Here is a 15532-nt window from a genome sequence, read left to right on the forward strand (position 1 = left end):
GCAATGTAAAAAAACAGGAGAGGTTACCTCCTGTTTTCAAATTACAATTTTTTTATCATTACGACGTGCGGGATATTTGCTTCCATAAATACATCAGAACTTGTTACATATCCAAGTTTTTTATAGAAATCTTCAGCATGTGTTTGAGCGTGAAGTTTCAATTTTGGTAGCGAATTTTCTTTTGCATACGCTTCAAGAGAATCCATAACAATTTTTCCAATCCCTTTTTTGCGATGGGAATTTAGCACGCAAATGCGTTCCATTTTTCCTATACCATCAAGGATGCGAAAACGTCCAGCACCAACTGGAACATCATTGTCATATATAACAACGTGTGTTGAAGTTTCTTCAAACTCATCGTACTCTTCTTCAGCAGAGACACGTTGTTCATTTACAAACACTTGTTTACGTACAGAGAATGCATCTCTTAGTTGTTCGTCCGTTTGTACAATCTGTGCGTGCAAATTAGTTGTTCCCCTTTCCAAGACGGAATGTTTCGTGTACAGTCCATGTTCCATTTTCTAATTGATATAGAAGATGGAAACGATCAATTGGTTGTTCGTAATAGAAATCTTTCATACGTAATCGGCCCAACACATCAGCATGCTCTGCATCTGATAAGCCTTGTCCGATTGTTAGATGAGGTACGAAAGCATATTCGCGTTCTTGCGTGAATAACCCGCTATGCATTTCTTCATTTAAGAAAGTAAGTTCAGGTGTTTTTTCTACTTTAAAGTAAAGGACGTTATTAACAGGTGCGAAAGAACCAACTTTCCCAACATGAAGGGTGAAAGGGTTCGTTTTACTTGCGATTGTATGTAACTCGTTTACAATCGACTCTAATTGTTCATCTTGCGCCTCAAAGGGTGTTTTCAATGTAATATGTGGCGGAACTAATGCGTAGTGCGGGTCATAACGTTTACGCAATCCGTTCGCTTTATCTTGAATCATTTTAGATGGAAAAATTACAATGCCTAATTTCATGTTCCAATTCCTCCCTTTGTAAGTCTAGTTAGATTTTGAGATAAATAAATCTCTTTATCTATTATATCAAATTATTCTGAATACTGCTCTCTATTATTTCATTGATAGAATATGAGAGAAGGCTTTCGGTAAATCGGTCTGCCAATATTTCCAAGTATGATTGCCTTCAAATTCCTCGTAATGCGTGATGAAGTTTCTATCTGTAAGAAGCGTATTTAACTCACGGTTCGGCCCTACGAAATCAGATACTTGTCCATCAGTACGCTTTACAGCCGTTTCTTCTGTACCGATGACGTGATACAGTTCTAACGCCTGTGGATCTTTGAATTCTTTTGCTAAGTTCATCACTGTCTCATCCACAAATGGTGATTGCATAACGACTTTACCGAATGTATGCGGATACATAAGTGCAGTCATAAAGGAAACTGTTCCGCCAAGAGAATCACCAATTAAAACACGACCTTTTCCCATTTGATACGTTGGATAATTTTCATCAATATATGGTGCAAGTTCATGAGCAAGGAAACGAATATATGCAGCATTTTTCACTTCATTTGGGAAATATTTTTCTTTACGATCATGTACATTTTTATATGGAATACCGACAATAATTGTACGGTCAATTTCTTCGGTTTCACGAAGGCGCTCAATTACACGGTGCGCTTTACCGAGCTGAAAATAATCTCTACCATCTTGTGCAATTACAACTGTATGTTTGTGCAGTGGTGTGTAATTTACTGGTAAATAAACGAGAAGTGTAACATCATCTTGAAGTGATGCGCTATAAAATGAAATTTCTTCAATTCTCCCTATTGTTTGACTCATGTAGATCCCCCTAAATAAAAATTTACTGTAACGATTGTAAGAGCGACGCTTGTAGTGAAAAGGAAAGAAATATTCACTAATTGGTGCCTTAATTTCTATTTTACCATAATGGTACGAAGAATCTAAAAAATTAGTATTTAAGTTACGAAAGAAAACGGATATAATGAAGTGGGATTTTTGACAGGTGAGAGGGGAGACAGGATTTGAAACAAGAAAAATCAATCGCACTACCATTGGCTATTTCTATAATTGCCATTTCCTTTGCAGCAGTTTTTGTAAAGATGTCCTCAGCACCATCTTCAATATTAAGTATGTACCGCTTATGGATTATCGTACTTATTATGCTGCCTATCGTATGGAAAAAAAGAGAGGAATTTAATAGGATTCAAATGAAAGATTGGGGCTTTTTAATTGGATCTGGTTTCTTTTTAGCACTTCATTTTCTTTTATGGTTTGAATCTTTAAAGCATACAACAGTTGCTAGTTCAACAATTATTTTGGCGCTTCAACCAATCGTATCTTTAGTTGGAGGTTTTTTTCTATTTAAAGAAAGAACAACATATTCAGCCATTGCAACGATGGGAATCGCTATTTTAGGAGTAATGTGCATTGGTTGGGGAGATTTAGGTTTAAGTAAGCAAGCAATTTATGGTGACATATTATCCTTTCTAAGTGTAATAGCGGTTGTCGGTTATTTATTTATCGGGCAAACGACAGTGAAGAAAGTATCGCACTGGATTTATAGCTTTACAGTCTTTGCGTTCGCAGGTCTTTTTATGGGGATTTATAATGTCATATTACAAGTTCCCTTTACAGGTTATACGAGGTGGGATTGGACTGTTTTTCTTTTACTTGCAATTGTGCCAACAGTGTCACATGTAATTAATAACTGGCTATTAAATTATGTAAATGCAACGACAATTTCAATGAGTATTTTAGGAGAACCTGTTGGAGCATCTATACTTGCGTTCTTCTTACTTGGAGAAAAATTAAATGCAATGCAAATTATCGGTAGCATGCTCGTATTGTTTGGTGTATCTGTTTTCTTACTGCAGCAACAAAAACGTACAGCAAAAAATGTCGTAAACGAGCCGGTGTATACACAGGAATTATAGTGTTAGGGGAGAAAAGAGAAGTTGTGATACTTCTCTTTTTGTTTTATAGAAATACGGGTGTAGAAGGGGGAGGAAAATGGAATTTCCATCAAAAAAAGATGTATGGTTACATCCAATTTTTTTTATTGTTGTAGGCGCCTGTTTTGCTCCTATATTTGCAGGGAGAGAATATTTCCTTTTGCTTTTTACAATTCCATTAGCAATGTTGTTTAGTTGGAGTTGATTTTTGGCAAAATATATTGCCGGGAAAGAAACAATTACGATTAGATCGGGTCTCGTTACAAAACGTATATTTATACGAGATATAAAACAAATTTCAAATACGAAAAATCCAATAGTAGCTCATGCATTATCATTTGAACGACTTGAAATTGTTTACGATACACATAAAAACAGAAATTATTTCTCCAAGAAATAAAGAACAATTTATTAACCTTGTAAAAAGTAAAAACTCAAATATTGAAACAAAGTAAAAGAGTGGCTACGAAGCCACTCTTTTACTTTGGGTTTGTCATATAAGGTTGTACGTGAATGACACATAGGTCACGGAATTTGCCTTCAGCAGTTGTAACAATTACGACTGCTTTACCTGCACTTTTTCCAGTAATCGTCACGGTGTCACCTTTTGGATATATGGTGATGATATCAGAATTCATATTTGACCAAATAAGCTCTTTATTCGTTGCTTGTATTGGCAAAGTAGAAGCTGCTAACACAATGTTTTGTCCCGTTTTTATTTTTAATTTATGTTTTTCCATATGAACACCGATGACTGAAATAACAGAAGGAGCAATTGAAATTTTAGGCGGGTTAGGTTGCATGTTTAAACAAGACGCAGAAGTATTTGTGATAGGTGAAAATTTTCGTGTTTGTTGTTGCTGGAAAACTGCTAACATGTTGGAGTCCCCTTTCTGTATAAGTGCTGATACTCATACTATAAAGGAGTAGTGTTATGTTAAATTTAACGAAACATAAAGAATTTGTTAAATTTGATAAGAAGATTGTCGAACTGTAAAAAATCTCTGCTGTTACGATAACAGCAGAGATTTTTTTATAAATTATGACGATGTTGTTTTTCGAAATCCTCAAATTGCTCTTCAACTTCTTTTGAAGGTTGTGTTAGTAAACTAACAATTACGATGGCTAGTAAACTAATAGCGAAACCTGGAATCATTTCATATAAGAAATCTTTTAAGAATTTGAATTGAGTCCAGATAATAACAGTAGCGGCACCAGAAATCATACCAGCAAGTGCGCCCCACTTCGTCATACGTTTCCAATATAAGCTTAATAAAATAGCAGGTCCAAATGAAGAACCGAACCCAGCCCAAGCGTATCCAACAAGAGCTAAAATTGTATCATTTTGTTTAAACGCTAAAGCGCATCCAACTAATGCAATAACAAGTACAGCCATACGACCGACAAATACAAGCTCTTTATCAGAGGCAGAGCGTTTAAAGAATGTACGATATAAGTCTTCCGTTACTGCACTTGAAGTAACAAGTAACTGAGATGAGATTGTACTCATAATCGCTGCTAAAATAGCGGCTAATAAGAATCCAGTAATAAGTGGATGGAATAAAATTTTTCCTAGTTCAAGGAAAATTGTTTCTGGGTTAGATAATGTTAACTCTTGTTGTGAATAGTAAGCAATACCGATAAGACCAGTAAACATAGCTCCGACAACAGAGAAAATCATCCAGCTCATACCAATTCTTCGTGCGCTTTTCAATTCTTTTACGGACGAAATCGCCATAAAGCGTACGATAATATGAGGTTGTCCGACATAACCAAGGCCCCATGCAAATAGAGAAATCATTCCTAAAGTAGAGGCACCTTTAAAAATATCTAGACGTGTTGGATCTACAGATCGAATTGTATCAAATGCAGGTCCAAGTCCGTTCGAATTCATAATTGTTACGATAGGAACAAGAATAAGAGCAACTACCATAATGATTCCTTGCACGAAGTCTGTCCAACTTACTGCTAAGAAACCACCAAATAATGTGTAAGCTACAACAACGCCTGCTACAATGAATAATCCAACATGATAGTTCATGCCAAATGAATTTTCAAATAATACAGCGCCTGAAACTAATCCTGAAGCTACATAGAAAGTAAAGAAAATCATAATAACAAGTCCAGATACTAAACGTAGCATATGAGATTTGTCGTGGAAACGGTGTTCCAAAAATTCTGGGATAGTAATAGAGTTATTTGCAATTTCTGAGTAGGTACGTAAGCGAGGAGCGACATAAAGCCAGTTTGCGTATGCGCCTAGTGTTAGGCCGATCGCAATCCAACTACTACTTAATCCAACGCTAAACATTGCACCGGGTAATCCCATTAAAAGCCAACCACTCATATCGGATGCTCCAGCACTTAATGCTGTTACTGCGGGGCCTAGTGTACGCCCGCCAAGCATATAATCTGTTAAGTTGGACGTTCGTTTGTAGGCGAAATAGCCAATTACTAACATCCCGAGCATGTAGATAGAGATCGAAGTTAAAGTTAACATCTGCGTACTCATGTAGTTCCCCTTCCTTTTGTCATGTCTTTTGATGCGTTATGCATATTTATAATCTATCATGATTATTCTGAAAAATCCATATAGAAATATGAATTTTCAGAAATGTAAGCGTTTTTTGATGTCAGTTTACTTTTTTAATATATAATATTCATACAAAAAACCTTATTTTTAATAGAGTATTTATTATATTTACATAAAAAGAGGTTGTTTTGTCAATATAATATTGAAAGGAAAGAAAAATAAAATTTTTAAAAAAGTATTGACTTGTGAAAAAAGTCAGGTCTATAATGAGTGCAACTTAAAAAAATGCAAGCGTTGATGAAGAAGAGTACACATGATGAACATGTCAGAGAGCTGATGGTTGGTGCGAATCAGTATGGAATTGATGTGGAATGGGCTTCGGAGCTTCCAAACCGAAACGAAAGAAGTAGGCTTTGGCGACATGATCTCATCGATACAAGAGACACGTATTGTTTTTGATACGGTAAAGTGCGTTACATTTGTAACGAATTAAGGTGGCACCACGGGAGTACCCGTCCTTTCTATAGGATGAGTACTCCCTTTTTGTGTATAAAAAATTAAATAAATGAAATCGTTTAAGTAAGAAGAGTACGTATGTTGGAGACGTTACAGAGAGCCGGGAATAGGTGGGAGCCCGGTACGGTGCCATATACGGAATGGGCTTACGAGAGGTATGCTGAACAATTATATTCAGTAGGCAACCCGGGTTCCGCCGTTACAAGGATAAGGTATAAATTTTGTACCTGAACAAAGCGGGATGCTTTTGCATCCAACACGAGGTGGTACCGCGGTATATTTATCGTCCTCTACATATTTTCGATATGTAGAGGACTTTTTTATTTTTCAGAGCGAGGTGAAGGACATGATGACGAAAGAAGAATTTATAAAACAAAAAAGAGAGAGAAAGACATTTTTAGTAATCGATGAAGAAGAAGGAGATAGCATTACGCCAATTTCTTTATATAGACGTATGAAAGGGAAGAAGAAATTCTTATTAGAAAGTTCACAGCTTCATCAAGATAAAGGGCGTTATTCTTACTTAGGATGTAATCCTTATGGAGAAGTGAAAAGCGTGGGTACGGAAGTGGAACGAACGATTTTCGGCCGGGCAGAAAAGTTACAAGGTAACGTACTACAAGTGTTAGAAGAAGTAATTGCACCATCACAAGTAGACAGTCCATTTCCATTTTGCGGAGGAGCAGTTGGTTATATTGGATATGATGTCATTCGGCAGTATGAAAACATTGGAGCGGATTTACACGACCCATTAAATATTCCGGAAGTACACCTCTTACTATATCGTGAGTTTATCGTTTACGATCATTTACGCCAAAAGTTGTCGTTTGTATATGTATGCAGGGAAGATGATTCAGCAGATTATGAGGAAGTATACGAAAGGCTACGAGTATACAAAGAGGAAGTGCTACAAGGAGAAGAAACTGAAGTAAATGCAATACAATCCACATTATCATTCACTTCTTCTATAACGGAAAAAGAGTTTTGTAGGATGGTAGAAATGGCGAAAGAACATATAAGAGCCGGAGACATATTCCAAGTCGTACTGTCACAGCGTTTACAAAGTGAATGTATTGGTGATCCATTCGCGTTATACCGAAAACTTCGAATTGCAAATCCATCACCATATATGTTCTATATCGATTTTCAAGATTATGTTGTACTCGGTTCTTCGCCGGAAAGTTTGCTATCAGTAAGGGAGGATAAAGTAATGACGAATCCAATTGCTGGTACAAGACCGAGAGGGAAAACGAAGAGGGAAGATGAGGAAATCGCAAAAGAACTGTTAGACAATGAGAAAGAGCGAGCAGAGCATATGATGCTTGTAGATCTTGGGCGAAACGATATTGGTAGAGTGAGCGAAATCGGCTCGGTTACGATAGATAAATATATGAAAGTAGAAAAATACTCTCACGTTATGCACATTGTATCTGAAGTTTACGGAACATTGCGAAAACAAATTAGCGGATTTGATGCATTAGCGTATTGCCTACCAGCAGGAACGGTTTCTGGGGCTCCGAAAATTAGAGCGATGGAAATTATAAATGAGCTAGAGAATGAAAAAAGAAATGTATACGCGGGTGCAGTTGGATACGTTAGTTTTTCAGGAAATCTTGATATGGCGCTCGCTATTCGAACGATGGTCGTAAAGGATGAAAAAGCATATGTTCAGGCAGGAGCGGGAATTGTTTATGATTCAGACCCAGTAGCTGAATATGAAGAAACGTTAAATAAAGCGAGAGCGCTTTTGGAGGTAATGAAATGATTGTACTTATCGATAATTACGATTCGTTCACATATAACTTGTACCAACTGTTAGGCGAACATGAAGAAGAAATTGTAGTTGTAAGAAATGATGAAATAACGATAGAACAGTTAGAAGAGATGAATCCAAGAGGAATTGTACTTTCACCAGGACCAGGAAAACCAGAGGGTGCTGGCATTTGTATCGACGTCATCCGTCATTTTTATAAGAACGTTCCCATATTAGGGATTTGTCTTGGCCACCAAGCGATCATAGCTGCATTTGGAGGAGACATTGTTAGAGCAGAACGTATTAGACACGGAAAAACATCGCGTGTGAAACATAACGGAACGTCAATCTTTTCATATGTGATGCAGCCGCTAACAGCAATGCGCTATCATTCTCTTGTTGCAGAGCAAACAAGCTTGCCAGAGTGTTTTGACATACTAGCGACAGCGATGGACGATGGAGAAATTATGGCAGTTCGTCACAATTATTATCCGCTCTTCGGATTACAGTTTCATCCGGAATCAATCGCAACAGAAGAAGGCGGAAAGTTAATACTTGCCTTTTTAACAGAAGTAAAAGGGGAGGAAAGAGTATGAATAACTATCTTCGTAAATTAGTGGAGGGTCAACATTTAACAGAAGAGGAAATGTATAAAGCAGGACTACTTTTATTAAGTGAAAACATATTAGAAAGTGAAATTGCAGCTTTCTTAGTCTTACTGAAAGCGAAAGGTGAAACGGCAGAAGAAATATACGGTCTCGTTCGAGCTCTTCGCGAAAAGGCATTGCCGTTTTCGAACCATATACAAGGAGCAATGGACAATTGCGGGACGGGTGGTGACGGTGCTCAAACGTTTAATATTAGCACAACATCAGCATTCGTACTGGCAGGAGCAGGTGTAAAGGTTGCAAAACATGGTAATCGTGCTGTTTCTAGTAAAACAGGAAGTGCAGACTTATTAGAAGAACTGGGTGTAAATATTAGTAGTACGCCAAACGAAATTGATTATTTACTAGAGCATGTGGGCATTGCATTTTTATTTGCACCAGCGATGCATCCAGCACTAAGGCGCATTATGAAAATAAGAAAAGAGTTAAACGTGCCGACGATCTTTAATTTAATTGGTCCTTTAACAAATCCGGTAAATTTAGAAACACAATTTGTCGGTATTTATAAACGAGATATGTTATTACCAGTTGCGCAAGTATTACAAAAGTTAGGCCGGAAACAAGCGCTTGTCGTAAATGGAAGTGGTTTTTTAGATGAAGCATCATTACAAGGGGAAAATCACGTAGTCCTTTTAAAAGATAATGAAATAGTGGAAATGAGTATTGATCCAGAAAAGTATGGTTTTTCAAGAGTGAAAAATGAAGAAATTAGAGGGGGGAATTCAAAAGAAAATGCAAAGATTACGCTTGAAGTATTGAGAGGAGAAAAGAGTGTTTATCGCGATACAGTTTTATTAAATGCAGGTCTAGCTCTTTTCGCAAATGGAAAAACGGAAACGATTGAAGAAGGAATTAAACTCGCGGCACATAGCATTGACTCTGGAAAAGCATTAGCCAAATTAAACTTATTAATTGTAGCAAGCAACGAAAAATTAGAAAGGGTGAACTAAAGTGGGGACGATTTTAGATAAAATTGTAGAACAGAAGAAAAAGGAAGTTGCGGAGTTATATGAAATATATACACCAGTAAAAACAAAAAGAAAGACACATTCACTTGTAGAAGCGTTACAGCAGTTTACTGTCATTGCAGAAGTAAAGCGAGCATCACCATCAAAAGGAGATATCAATTTACACGTTGACGTACGAAAACAAGTGGGAACATATGAGAAATGTGGTGCAGGAGCAGTATCTGTTTTAACAGATGGTCAATTTTTTAAAGGATCGTTTCACGATTTACAAACAGCAAGAGAAGAAAGTAACATTCCGCTTTTATGTAAAGATTTCATAATCGATAAGACTCAAATCGATAGAGCGTATGAAGCGGGAGCAGATATTATTTTACTAATCGTAGCAGCGTTAACGAAAGAGAAGTTAAAAGAGTTGTATAGCTACGTGTTAGAAAAAGGATTGGAAGCGATTGTTGAAGTTCATGATGAACAGGAATTAGAAACTGCGATTGTATTAAATCCGCACGTTATTGGCATTAATAATCGTAATTTAAAAACGTTCGAAGTAGATTTAAGCCAAACTGAAAAGCTTGGAAAAAGATTGAATGAGGAGAAACTACTTTGGATTAGTGAAAGTGGCATTCATTCAAAAGAGGATATTATTCGTGTTAAAAGAGCTGGAGCCAAAGGTGTATTAGTTGGAGAGGCGCTTATGACATCATCTTCTATTAGTAGTTTTTTTGAAGATTGTAAGGTGAATATATGAAAGTGAAAATTTGCGGCATCACTGATGTGGAAACAGCGAAAAGTGTGTGTGAATACGGAGCAGATGCACTCGGATTTGTTTTTGCAGAAAGTAAACGGAAAATCACTCCAAAGAGAGCGAAAGAAATCATTCAGGAGCTTCCAGCCAACGTGTTAAAAATCGGTGTTTTCGTAAATGAATCAGTAGAAGTGATCCAGAAAATTGCAGATGAGTGCGGGTTAACACATGTACAACTACATGGGGATGAAGACAATTATCAAATTAGAAGATTGAATATTCCGTCTATAAAATCGCTGGGAGTAACTTCAGAGAGTGATATGGAAAACGCTCAAAGGTATGAAACGGATTATATATTATTTGATAGCCCGAAAGAAAAGTTTCATGGAGGAAATGGAAAGACATTTTCATGGGAACTACTTGGGCATATGCCAAAAGAATTGCGAAAGAAAATGATATTAGCTGGTGGATTAAACGCTCTTAATATAGAAGAAGCAATTCGAACTGTTCGGCCATACATGGTCGATGTGAGCAGTGGAGTAGAGACAGAAGGAAAGAAAGATGTAGAGAAAATAAAACAATTTATTATAAAAGCGAAGGAGTGTTCCAAATGAACTACGCATATCCAGATGAAAAAGGACATTACGGTATATACGGAGGACGATATGTTCCAGAAACGTTAATGCAATCTGTACTAGAACTAGAAGAAGCATATAAAGAAGCGATGCAAGATGAAGCATTTCAAAAGGAATTAAATCATTATTTAAAAACGTACGTCGGAAGAGAAACACCGCTATATTATGCTGAAAATATGACGAAGTATTGCGGTGGTGCAAAGATTTATTTAAAACGTGAAGATTTGAATCATACAGGAGCTCATAAAATTAACAATACAATCGGTCAGGCACTACTTGCAGTGCGAATGGGCAAGAAAAAAGTTGTCGCTGAAACAGGAGCTGGACAACACGGAGTTGCAACAGCTACTGTATGTGCTCTTCTCGGATTAGAATGCGTCATTTTTATGGGAGAAGAAGATGTAAGACGTCAAAAATTAAATGTGTTCCGAATGGAATTACTCGGAGCGAAAGTAGAAAGTGTAGCGGCAGGTAGCGGTACATTAAAAGATGCGGTAAACGAGGCGCTTCGTTACTGGGTTTCACATGTGCATGATACGCACTACATTATGGGATCTGTTCTCGGACCACATCCATTCCCGCAAATTGTCCGTGATTTCCAAAGTGTAATTGGAAATGAAACGAAAAAACAATATGAGGCGTTAGAAGGAAAGTTACCAGAAGCAGTCGTTGCTTGTATTGGCGGTGGTAGTAATGCGATGGGGATGTTTTATCCGTTCGTACACGATGAAGAAGTTGCTCTTTACGGCGTAGAAGCAGCTGGAAAAGGCGTTCATACAGAAAAGCATGCAGCAACTTTAACGAAAGGAAGCGTTGGCGTTCTCCACGGATCAATGATGTATCTTCTGCAAAACGAAGAAGGACAAATTCAAGAAGCACACTCTATTTCAGCAGGACTTGATTATCCAGGTGTTGGTCCAGAACATAGCTTGCTAAAAGATATTGGCCGCGTTTCCTATCATTCGATAACAGACGAAGAAGCATTAGAAGCATTTCAATTATTAACGAAAAAAGAAGGCATTATCCCGGCGTTAGAAAGCTCGCATGCTGTCGCATACGCATTAAAATTAGCGCCGCAAATGAAGAAAGATGAAGGGCTTGTCATTTGTTTATCTGGCCGCGGTGATAAAGATGTAGAGAGTATAAAACGTTATATGGAAGAGGTGTAAAAAATGGGAGTAGAAAAAATTAAAGCAGCGTTTGAAAATGGCAAGAAAGCATTTATTCCGTACGTAATGGGCGGAGATGGTGGCCTTGAAAAATTAAAAGAAAGAATTCGTTTTCTTGATGAAGCAGGAGCAAGCATCGTTGAAATTGGTATTCCGTTTTCAGATCCAGTTGCAGATGGCCCAACGATTCAAAGAGCAGGGAAACGAGCGCTAGATAGCGGCGTAACATTAAAAGGCATTTTTCAAGCGTTAGCAGAGGTAAGGAAAGAAGTACAAATGCCTTTTGTTCTTATGACATATTTAAATCCGGTACTTGCATTCGGAAAAGAGAGATTCATTGAGAACTGTATAGAAGCAGGTGTAGACGGCATCATCGTTCCAGACTTACCGTATGAAGAACAAAATATTATTGCGCCGTTACTTCGAGAGGTAAACATTGCGCTCATCCCACTGGTTACCGTAACGAGTCCTATTGAAAGAATTGAAAAAATTACGAGTGAATCAAAAGGGTTCGTTTATGCTGTTACAGTAGCGGGCGTAACGGGAGTACGTCAAAACTTTAAAGAGGAGATTCATAGTTACTTAGAAAAAGTAAAATCACACGTCAACTTACCAGTAGTCGCTGGATTCGGCATCTCAACAAAAGAACATGTAGAAGAAATGGTTACAATATGCGACGGAGTTGTCGTTGGAAGTAAGGTCATTGAGCTTTTAGAAAATGAAAAGCGAGAAGAAATATGTGAATTAATATATGCAACAAAACAAAAAGAAGAGGCATAGTCTCTTCTTTTTGTTTTGCGTAATAAATGTTAAAATATACAGAAAATACATATAAATTAGAGGGGGAGAAGGCATGCTAAGACGTAAATTACTATATCTATTTTTAACTGTACCGTTATACGCTTGGCTCATTAGCATGACGAAAATAGAGTTAATGGCTCTATTTTTAGGGTATGTATTCATCTTTTCCAACTTAAATCGCATTCAAGAACAGTCTATTTTAGAAATATGTCTATTTTCGATTAGTATAGAATTATTTAGTATCGTTTCGATTGTATTATTAAACGAATTATTTCTACGGATTCATTCATTTACATTAATGAAATTTTGGAATATTATATTGCAAGCAATATGTACTTACATTGTGTTTGTTGTGTTGAAAGAAATAGTTGGAAAGCAGACAGTTTTTCAGGATAATAGAAAATGGGAGTGAATGAAAAGGAGCCGTTTGGTTCCTTTTTTGAATCTGTTTTAAAAACAATTGAAAATTATAGTATCTGTTATATAATAGTTAAAAATTGTATTTTAAACGAAATGAGATGATAACATGGCCATATTGTTGGCACTTATCCCAATTATGATGATTTTCATTTGTTTATTTTTATTTAAACAAACGTCATTAAGGTCTTCGTTAATTTCTTATGCTGTGTCTGTTGGAATCGTTTTACTCTCGCCAACGTTTCGATTAGGGATAAGTGAAACTGTACACGCAACGATTAAAGGATGGTTAATTTGTTTTATTGTCGGGTACGTTTTATTTTTCGGTATTTTTTTATTTCACCTCATGAACAAAATGGGGTACATCGATCAAGTGGCACGTTTTCTAGAAGCAGTGACGCAAGATCGCTTATTACAAATGCTGCTTATGTGTTTTGGCATTTGCCCGCTTATTGAATCAGTAAGTGGATTCGGTATCGGCTTCATGGTTGCAGCACCTATTTTTCTTTCACTAGGATATAAACCATTTCAAGCTGTACTACTCTCATTCATCGGCTTACTAGCTAGTTCATGGGGCGCAATGGCAACTGGTACGATTATCGGTTCGCAGCTAATAAATATGCCTCTTACAACACTTGGCACAAATACAGCGCTACTAAGTATTCCGATGTTTGCTTACTTCGTTATTCTTTCTTTACACGTTGTTGGCGGCTGGCAAGCGGTTATAGAAAAGTGGAAAGAAGGAGTAGGATTCTTTCTATTATTTTCTCTCGGAATCTATCTTTCTAATGCATACGTAAGTGTTGAACTAGCCGGGATATTAAGTTCTATCGTTACGATTACATTTGGCTTTTTTATCATTAAATTAAAAGGAAAAAGTGGGCAAAATCTTATAACAGAGCATGCGGCTGCAACGGAGAGAGAAGTATCCATTATAAAAATTATTAGCCCTTATATATTTCTAACAGTTTGTATTTTACTTTCTCGCCTCGTTCCAGCATTACATGATTTGTTCAGATCATATGCGGTTCTTGATTTGAAATCATACTCTTACAAACTAGAGTTACTATATTCACCAGGATTTTGGCTCGGTATGACTTGCTTATTTACTATTATTTTCTTCCGCATCCCGTCTAATATTATTAAACAATCACTCTCACAAACGATCAAACAATGGATTCCTTTTGCGATTACGACGACAATGTTTATCGCCATTTCAGAACTAATGGGTGCATCAGGCATGCATTCATTACTCGCAAAGACAGCTGGTGATACATTTGGAACATTTTTCGTTTTCGTTGCGCCGTTTATTGGCGCTATTGGTGGATTTTTAACAGGTAGTAACGCAGGATCAAATGCAATGTTTATAAAACTACAAATGCAAACCGCACAAAACGTAGCACTCCCGTGGCAATATGTCACAACACTTCAAAACACCGCATCATCAGTAGCGACAATCGCTTGTCCATCACGGATTACACTAGGTGCTTACTTATGTAATATCCCTTACCGTGAAAATGAACTATTAAAGAAGACGACGTTAATGATTTTTGGTGCGGTTTTGCTTGTAGTGGTAGAGGTTATTGTTTGGTATATGTTGAGAAATTAAAAATCCTCCTAATATAGGAGGATTTTTTTTATGAGTGGATAATGATTTAAATATGAATAGCTTCTACTAGATGAATAGGAGATGAAATGTATGACCCTAAAAAACTACGGTGTGTTAAAAGGTACAGTTATACAATCAGAGATTGGAAAAGGGAAAACACCTCATTATCAAGTTCATTTACAGGGCGAGACAGGAGTAGATTATCGTATTGCAATTAACGTAAAGTCACAAAGTTATCCATCAGAAGTTTTATATTTTGCGAGTAACAATATTAAGTCAGAGGCGATTCATATTTTACCGACATTACCATTCGGTTTTACAGAAATAAAAAACAATGAACCGAAAGTAGCTTTAGATTATATAAGAGGAAATCTATTTGACTCAAATCAAATGATTCCTTTACCTCCCGAAAAAGCAGGAGCAGATAATGATTTAAATGAAAAAATAGAACGTTATATAAAACGAGCGATAGAAGAAAAAGCAATTATTTACGCATTTGGTGAAAGATGGGGACCAGAAGAAAATACACCAGATTCCTATTTTCATTTCAAACCAGGAAACGGTATACATGATATTCATATGAATCAAGGGAATGTAGAAAAATGGCAAGGTGATGATGGAATATGGCAAGATGGAGGGATACTCATTCACTTTGAAAAGGAAGAAGAATGGATTGGTATCTTTCTTGCATTCCAATCACAGTCATGGTGTACCGATGAAGAAGGGCATGCTTGTGTTCCGGTTGAACATTGTGATTATAAGGGGAATAATTAATAAGA

The 15532-nt window shown here is 36.9% G+C and carries 16 protein-coding genes, 1 pseudogene and 2 other annotated features; of the genes and pseudogenes, 12 read left to right on the forward strand and 5 right to left on the reverse strand.

The window, feature by feature from the left end:
• Positions 1 to 41: 41 nt before the first annotated feature.
• From ACTFRM_RS02605 to ACTFRM_RS02615, 3 genes are all read right to left on the reverse strand, one after another.
• Positions 42 to 464 (reverse strand): GNAT family N-acetyltransferase, encoded by a 423-nt coding sequence (locus ACTFRM_RS02605; RefSeq protein ID WP_000543296.1) that lies wholly within the window; start codon positions 462 to 464, stop codon positions 42 to 44.
• Between the two features lies 1 nt (position 465).
• Positions 466 to 984: a YjcG family protein gene (locus ACTFRM_RS02610; protein ID WP_000765863.1), complete on the reverse strand. Its 519-nt coding sequence runs from the start codon at positions 982 to 984 to the stop codon at positions 466 to 468.
• Between the two features lie 93 nt (positions 985 to 1077).
• Positions 1078 to 1809, reverse strand: a complete 732-nt coding sequence (locus ACTFRM_RS02615; RefSeq protein ID WP_000084007.1) for an alpha/beta hydrolase — start codon at positions 1807 to 1809, stop codon at positions 1078 to 1080.
• A gap of 203 nt (positions 1810 to 2012) precedes the next feature.
• On the opposite strand from ACTFRM_RS02615, the gene ACTFRM_RS02620 reads away from it, so the two are divergent.
• On the forward strand, positions 2013 to 2924 hold the full coding sequence (locus ACTFRM_RS02620) for a DMT family transporter (RefSeq protein ID WP_000806943.1): 912 nt from the start codon (positions 2013 to 2015) through the stop codon (positions 2922 to 2924).
• Positions 2925 to 3000: 76 nt separating this feature from the next.
• Positions 3001 to 3397, forward strand: a pseudogene (locus ACTFRM_RS02625) (PH domain-containing protein).
• 24 nt (positions 3398 to 3421) lie between these two features.
• Here ACTFRM_RS02625 and ACTFRM_RS02630 read toward each other — a convergent pair.
• Together ACTFRM_RS02630 and putP are read right to left on the reverse strand one after the other, a co-directional pair.
• Positions 3422 to 3820, reverse strand: a complete 399-nt coding sequence (locus tag ACTFRM_RS02630; protein ID WP_000881612.1) for an Ig-like domain-containing protein — start codon at positions 3818 to 3820, stop codon at positions 3422 to 3424.
• 155 nt (positions 3821 to 3975) lie between these two features.
• Positions 3976 to 5454, reverse strand: a complete 1479-nt coding sequence (putP, locus tag ACTFRM_RS02635; protein ID WP_000107210.1) for a sodium/proline symporter PutP — start codon at positions 5452 to 5454, stop codon at positions 3976 to 3978.
• A gap of 306 nt (positions 5455 to 5760) precedes the next feature.
• Positions 5761 to 5998 (forward strand) — a binding site (T-box leader).
• A gap of 42 nt (positions 5999 to 6040) precedes the next feature.
• Positions 6041 to 6285, forward strand: a binding site (T-box leader).
• 52 nt (positions 6286 to 6337) lie between these two features.
• Between putP and trpE the strand changes: the two genes are divergently transcribed.
• The 10 genes from trpE (at position 6338) to ACTFRM_RS02685 (ending at position 15527) form a co-directional block, all read left to right on the forward strand.
• Positions 6338 to 7756, forward strand: a complete 1419-nt coding sequence (trpE, locus tag ACTFRM_RS02640; RefSeq protein ID WP_136363200.1) for an anthranilate synthase component I — start codon at positions 6338 to 6340, stop codon at positions 7754 to 7756.
• A complete protein-coding gene (locus ACTFRM_RS02645; protein WP_060852302.1) occupies positions 7753 to 8340 on the forward strand; it encodes an aminodeoxychorismate/anthranilate synthase component II in 588 nt (195 codons plus the stop codon). The genes trpE and ACTFRM_RS02645 overlap by 4 nt, the downstream gene beginning before the upstream one ends.
• Positions 8337 to 9362 carry an anthranilate phosphoribosyltransferase gene (gene trpD, locus ACTFRM_RS02650; RefSeq protein WP_060852301.1) on the forward strand — a complete coding sequence of 342 codons (1026 nt, stop codon included), beginning with the start codon at positions 8337 to 8339 and terminating at the stop codon, positions 9360 to 9362. Before ACTFRM_RS02645 ends, trpD begins: the two co-directional genes overlap by 4 nt.
• Before the next feature lies 1 nt (position 9363).
• Positions 9364 to 10125: an indole-3-glycerol phosphate synthase TrpC gene (gene trpC / locus ACTFRM_RS02655; protein WP_127063869.1), complete on the forward strand. Its 762-nt coding sequence runs from the start codon at positions 9364 to 9366 to the stop codon at positions 10123 to 10125.
• Complete coding sequence (locus tag ACTFRM_RS02660; protein WP_060852300.1) at positions 10122 to 10736, forward strand: phosphoribosylanthranilate isomerase; 615 nt, start codon at positions 10122 to 10124, stop codon at positions 10734 to 10736. The genes trpC and ACTFRM_RS02660 overlap by 4 nt, the downstream gene beginning before the upstream one ends.
• Positions 10733 to 11926 carry a tryptophan synthase subunit beta gene (trpB, locus tag ACTFRM_RS02665; RefSeq protein ID WP_016124290.1) on the forward strand — a complete coding sequence of 398 codons (1194 nt, stop codon included), beginning with the start codon at positions 10733 to 10735 and terminating at the stop codon, positions 11924 to 11926. Before ACTFRM_RS02660 ends, trpB begins: the two co-directional genes overlap by 4 nt.
• A 3-nt stretch (positions 11927 to 11929) precedes the next feature.
• A complete protein-coding gene (trpA, locus tag ACTFRM_RS02670; protein ID WP_016124291.1) occupies positions 11930 to 12706 on the forward strand; it encodes a tryptophan synthase subunit alpha in 777 nt (258 codons plus the stop codon).
• 73 nt (positions 12707 to 12779) lie between these two features.
• Positions 12780 to 13139 carry a DUF4029 domain-containing protein gene (locus tag ACTFRM_RS02675; protein WP_000946131.1) on the forward strand — a complete coding sequence of 120 codons (360 nt, stop codon included), beginning with the start codon at positions 12780 to 12782 and terminating at the stop codon, positions 13137 to 13139.
• 114 nt (positions 13140 to 13253) lie between these two features.
• Positions 13254 to 14753: an L-lactate permease gene (locus ACTFRM_RS02680; protein WP_440043080.1), complete on the forward strand. Its 1500-nt coding sequence runs from the start codon at positions 13254 to 13256 to the stop codon at positions 14751 to 14753.
• A 90-nt stretch (positions 14754 to 14843) separates the two neighbouring features.
• Positions 14844 to 15527: a DUF2278 family protein gene (locus ACTFRM_RS02685; RefSeq protein ID WP_440043081.1), complete on the forward strand. Its 684-nt coding sequence runs from the start codon at positions 14844 to 14846 to the stop codon at positions 15525 to 15527.
• Positions 15528 to 15532 lie beyond the last annotated feature (5 nt).

This window comes from Bacillus cereus group sp. MYBK227-1 (assembly GCF_051916325.1).
In the GTDB taxonomy this organism is placed as follows: Bacteria; Bacillota; Bacilli; order Bacillales; family Bacillaceae_G; genus Bacillus_A; species Bacillus_A cereus.

Coding starts and splice junctions, on each gene's coding strand:
- ACTFRM_RS02610 (WP_000765863.1), bottom strand. CDS start 984: ATGAAATTAGGCATTGTAATTTTTCCATCTAAAATGATTCAAGATAAA.
- ACTFRM_RS02615 (WP_000084007.1), bottom strand. CDS start 1,809: ATGAGTCAAACAATAGGGAGAATTGAAGAAATTTCATTTTATAGCGCA.
- ACTFRM_RS02630 (WP_000881612.1), bottom strand. CDS start 3,820: ATGTTAGCAGTTTTCCAGCAACAACAAACACGAAAATTTTCACCTATC.
- putP (WP_000107210.1), bottom strand. CDS start 5,454: ATGAGTACGCAGATGTTAACTTTAACTTCGATCTCTATCTACATGCTC.
- trpE (WP_136363200.1), top strand. CDS start 6,338: ATGATGACGAAAGAAGAATTTATAAAACAAAAAAGAGAGAGAAAGACA.
- ACTFRM_RS02645 (WP_060852302.1), top strand. CDS start 7,753: ATGATTGTACTTATCGATAATTACGATTCGTTCACATATAACTTGTAC.
- trpD (WP_060852301.1), top strand. CDS start 8,337: ATGAATAACTATCTTCGTAAATTAGTGGAGGGTCAACATTTAACAGAA.
- ACTFRM_RS02660 (WP_060852300.1), top strand. CDS start 10,122: ATGAAAGTGAAAATTTGCGGCATCACTGATGTGGAAACAGCGAAAAGT.
- trpB (WP_016124290.1), top strand. CDS start 10,733: ATGAACTACGCATATCCAGATGAAAAAGGACATTACGGTATATACGGA.
- trpA (WP_016124291.1), top strand. CDS start 11,930: ATGGGAGTAGAAAAAATTAAAGCAGCGTTTGAAAATGGCAAGAAAGCA.
- ACTFRM_RS02675 (WP_000946131.1), top strand. CDS start 12,780: ATGCTAAGACGTAAATTACTATATCTATTTTTAACTGTACCGTTATAC.
- ACTFRM_RS02680 (WP_440043080.1), top strand. CDS start 13,254: ATGGCCATATTGTTGGCACTTATCCCAATTATGATGATTTTCATTTGT.
- ACTFRM_RS02685 (WP_440043081.1), top strand. CDS start 14,844: ATGACCCTAAAAAACTACGGTGTGTTAAAAGGTACAGTTATACAATCA.